Source organism: Aquabacterium sp. A08 (assembly GCF_011742065.1).
Genome location: NZ_JAAQQT010000571.1, coordinates 1 through 4113 on the forward strand (window position 1 = coordinate 1; position 4113 = coordinate 4113).

6 protein-coding genes are annotated in these 4113 nt (G+C 59.3%); 3 read left to right on the forward strand and 3 right to left on the reverse strand.

The window, feature by feature from the left end; genetic code table 11:
- The first annotated feature begins 46 nt into the window (after positions 1-46).
- Positions 47-985, forward strand: coding sequence for an IS5 family transposase (locus HA630_RS06735; RefSeq protein ID WP_166833507.1), 939 nt, complete (start codon positions 47-49; stop codon positions 983-985).
- On the opposite strand, the gene HA630_RS06740 is transcribed toward HA630_RS06735, so the two are convergent.
- Both HA630_RS06740 and HA630_RS06745 read right to left on the reverse strand, forming a co-directional pair.
- Entirely contained in the window at positions 982-1605 is a 624-nt protein-coding gene (locus HA630_RS06740) for a hypothetical protein (protein WP_166833536.1), read from the reverse strand. The genes HA630_RS06735 and HA630_RS06740 overlap by 4 nt on opposite strands.
- 122 nt (positions 1606-1727) lie before the next feature.
- Complete coding sequence (locus tag HA630_RS06745) at positions 1728-1937, reverse strand: helix-turn-helix transcriptional regulator (protein ID WP_166833538.1); 210 nt, start codon at positions 1935-1937, stop codon at positions 1728-1730.
- Positions 1938-2092: 155 nt separating this feature from the next.
- Here HA630_RS06745 and HA630_RS06750 point away from each other — a divergent pair, with 155 nt between their 5' ends.
- Positions 2093-2641, forward strand: a complete 549-nt coding sequence (locus tag HA630_RS06750) for a hypothetical protein (RefSeq protein WP_166833540.1) — start codon at positions 2093-2095, stop codon at positions 2639-2641.
- Between the two features lie 49 nt (positions 2642-2690).
- The gene (locus HA630_RS06755) at positions 2691-3110 is read left to right on the forward strand and encodes a hypothetical protein (RefSeq protein ID WP_166833542.1); all 420 of its coding nucleotides are present in this window, start codon (positions 2691-2693) and stop codon (positions 3108-3110) included.
- Positions 3111-3128: 18 nt separating this feature from the next.
- Here the strand turns inward: HA630_RS06755 and HA630_RS06760 are convergent, their stop codons facing one another.
- Positions 3129-4067, reverse strand: coding sequence for an IS5 family transposase (locus HA630_RS06760; protein WP_166833507.1), 939 nt, complete (start codon positions 4065-4067; stop codon positions 3129-3131).
- Positions 4068-4113: the final 46 nt, after the last annotated feature.

Below are 4113 nucleotides of genomic sequence, written 5' to 3' on the forward strand. Positions count from 1 at the left end.
GGCTCTGTTGCACAAATCCACCCCAATCAGCTGCTAGGCTCGCAGCATGAGTGAGAGCAAGCGCCCCAGGGGCAAGTACAAGACGACGAACTGGGCCAGCTACAACGCCTCACTCAAGGCACGCGGGTCACTGACGGTCTGGTTGGACAAAGGCATGCAGTGGTACGCCCCAGCCACCGGCAAGCGGGGTCGCCAACCCATCTTCTCCGATGCCGCCATCCAGTTCTGCCTGAGCATCAAGAGCCTCTTCAGCTTGCCCCTGCGCCAGAGCCTGGGAATGGTTGAAAGCCTGCTGCGACTGGCCGGTCTGGACTGGAAGGTGCCGGACTTCAGCACCGTGTGCCGACGTCAGAAGCACCTGAGCGTCAAGCTGCCCTACCGACCGAGCACCACCGCGTTGGACCTGTTGGTCGACAGCACCGGCATCAAGTTCCTGGGTGAAGGTGAATGGAAGCGCAAGAAGCATGGGGCGGACTATCGGCGCCAGTGGCGCAAGGTGCACCTGGCCATTGATGCCCACACACTGGATATCCGGGCCATCGAAGTCACCGACAACGGCACGGGTGACGCACCCATGCTGCCTGAACTGCTCAGCCAGATACCCGCAGATGAGCCGATTGCCAGCGTGGGCGGTGACGGAGCCTACGACACCAAGGCGTGTCATGCGGCGATAGCCAGACGCAACGCCCAGGCCATCATTCCCCCACGCAAGAACGCCCGGGCGTGGAAGAACAACCAGACGGGGGCCGCTTCACGCAACGAAGCCTTGCGAGCGTGCCAACGGCTGGGACGACGAATCTGGAAGAAGTGGATTGGTTACCACCGGCGCAGCCTGGTGGAGACGAAGATGAACTGCTTCAAGCGGCTGGGCGAGCGGGTGATGGCCAGGACGTTTGAGCGTCAGGTGACGGAGTTGCACATCCGTGTGGCCCTGCTCAACCGGTTCAGCCAACTCGGACGCCCGGTGACGGTGGCCGTGGCCTAAGTCCGTCTGGGGTTGGGGTTACTGCGTTCGCCCGGGCCTTTGTGCAACAACGCCGTGTTGACGCCTGCGCGCTCGGTAACGTATGCAATGGCCTCATCAATTTGGCCCCGCGCAGCCAGTACGCGTCCACCCCAGACCAGGTAGGGCCAGATAGGTGGCGGCGTCGTTTCCAGAAGCAGAAGCAATTCGTCGTGCCGACCTGCTTTGAACATCGCGCTGTAGCAAACTCCCGCACCACGGAAAAACGCAAAGGTCCCGCGCTGGCGTTCTCGCTGAACATTTTTCAGGTACGGCAGCAGGCGATCAACCCATTCCGACGCCAGCGCAGGGCTGCTACACAGTTCTCCCCAATGATCTCCCAGTGACTCTATGTAAGGCGGGTCGTCTTCTTGGATCGCATCAAACAAGCGATCAAGCCACTTCATGCGCTGGGCATCCGAGACTGCAGCGCCACTGATAAGTGGCACCAAGGTCTGTACTGCTGCATATGCCGCATTTCCGAGAGCGCCGGATGAACTGTCGACCTCGCACAGTGCGGGTGACAGTTTTTCGAGAAAAAGCACAGATCCCTCAGCAGCTGCGACGGGGTCATACCGTGCCACGGCTTTGATTTCAGACACTGCCTCGTTGATCCGCTCGATAGCCAGCCTAGAGCCCTTCCAGCCAAAGCCGCCGCGTCGAAATCGGGACCGGAATGCCCAGGAGTTGGGCCCCGTGTTGTCACCCCTCGTCATATTGCAGGTCAGCTTGCGTCTTCAACGTACTCGAGCAAATCACCAACAGGACAGCGGTAGTGCTTGCAGATCGCCTCCAGCGTAGCCAAGTCCACGCGGTTGACGTCTTCTCTGTACAGGCCAGCAAGAGTGTTGCGCGCTAGTCCCGTTGCGCGCTGCAAGTCGGCGATCTTTTCCTTGTGCTCGCCCATGAGCCTTGAGAGATGGATGCGAATCATTTGATGAATAACCCGTTGTAAATGAGCAACAACCAAAATAAAAACGTCATGATGTTGATGGTTTTGAGTTCATAATTCATCGACTAGCTGCACATTTGGTTGTCCATCTAGTTCGAAATGAGAGTCTACCTGAAACATTCAAGAAAGGAAAAAGTATGGCCTCGATTCACAGCTCAGACGTGAAGCGCACAGCTGCCATGGATGCACTATTCCAAGTGATCACGACTCATCTGGAAAACAGTGAGACGGCAGCACAGGCCCTGATGGCTGAAATGATTGCCCAGACCGACCTGGCATGGTCTTCAGCCATAGTCGATGGGGAGGGTTGCGTTCTGCTTGCGAAAACTCGTCGGAACTGTGGCAACGGCTTCAACTACCGTGCAAGGGTCTGCATTCCACAAAACTGCTTGCGCACGTTGCACACGTTCCAAGACAGGGTGGGCGTGCATTGCAAGCTCGTTCAGTTGCCACACCGTGAAAGCTACACCCGTCCAATCTATCAGCTGAATTTTGACGGGGTGCATGCGTACAACCTGCTCAAGAAGTTGCGGCCATACCTCGTGCGCAAGGCCGCCGAGGCCGACGTGATTTTTGAGTACTACCGCACATGCGAACCGTCGCGGCATTTCGGTCCCAAGGGCGCGCCTGCCCACATCTGGCATGCCCGCGAGCGCTGCTACCAGGCCCTGCGCTGCCTGAAGTAACGCCGACACCGAAACAGATTACACGACAACGAACACCAGGAGTACCCGGATGTTTGACGACAAACTCACGCCGGACCAAGTCATGCTTCCACGCGGCCGCCGCGCATGCCGCCGCAAGGCCGAAGAGCTGAACTATGTCCGGAGTTTGCATCGTGAATTTGGCGCGTTTGCACGCAGCCTTGAGCAAGATGCTGTGTCGGAAACGCCTCGGCTTGGCCAGCGCGAGCTATTCAAGATGAGTGAGTTGCGCGAGCAAATGACGTGGCTCCGCGAGCAGTCCGGCGACAACCACAAAGCTCTGCTCAAGAGTTTCAAGAGGCTTGAGGAAGCAGGTCCATGGCGTGATGTCGCAACAGCTCCGGCCCCCGAGCTGCTGGATTCACTGCACGAGGACTTCCCGAATTTCACCGAAGTGACGACGCTGATTCAACAGGGCGTTGTTGCACAAAGGCCCGGGCGAACGCAGTAACCCCAACCCCAGACGGACTTAGGCCACGGCCACCGTCACCGGGCGTCCGAGTTGGCTGAACCGGTTGAGCAGGGCCACACGGATGTGCAACTCCGTCACCTGACGCTCAAACGTCCTGGCCATCACCCGCTCGCCCAGCCGCTTGAAGCAGTTCATCTTCGTCTCCACCAGGCTGCGCCGGTGGTAACCAATCCACTTCTTCCAGATTCGTCGTCCCAGCCGTTGGCACGCTCGCAAGGCTTCGTTGCGTGAAGCGGCCCCCGTCTGGTTGTTCTTCCACGCCCGGGCGTTCTTGCGTGGGGGAATGATGGCCTGGGCGTTGCGTCTGGCTATCGCCGCATGACACGCCTTGGTGTCGTAGGCTCCGTCACCGCCCACGCTGGCAATCGGCTCATCTGCGGGTATCTGGCTGAGCAGTTCAGGCAGCATGGGTGCGTCACCCGTGCCGTTGTCGGTGACTTCGATGGCCCGGATATCCAGTGTGTGGGCATCAATGGCCAGGTGCACCTTGCGCCACTGGCGCCGATAGTCCGCCCCATGCTTCTTGCGCTTCCATTCACCTTCACCCAGGAACTTGATGCCGGTGCTGTCGACCAACAGGTCCAACGCGGTGGTGCTCGGTCGGTAGGGCAGCTTGACGCTCAGGTGCTTCTGACGTCGGCACACGGTGCTGAAGTCCGGCACCTTCCAGTCCAGACCGGCCAGTCGCAGCAGGCTTTCAACCATTCCCAGGCTCTGGCGCAGGGGCAAGCTGAAGAGGCTCTTGATGCTCAGGCAGAACTGGATGGCGGCATCGGAGAAGATGGGTTGGCGACCCCGCTTGCCGGTGGCTGGGGCGTACCACTGCATGCCTTTGTCCAACCAGACCGTCAGTGACCCGCGTGCCTTGAGTGAGGCGTTGTAGCTGGCCCAGTTCGTCGTCTTGTACTTGCCCCTGGGGCGCTTGCTCTCACTCATGCTGCGAGCCTAGCAGCTGATTGGGGTGGATTTGTGCAACAGAGCC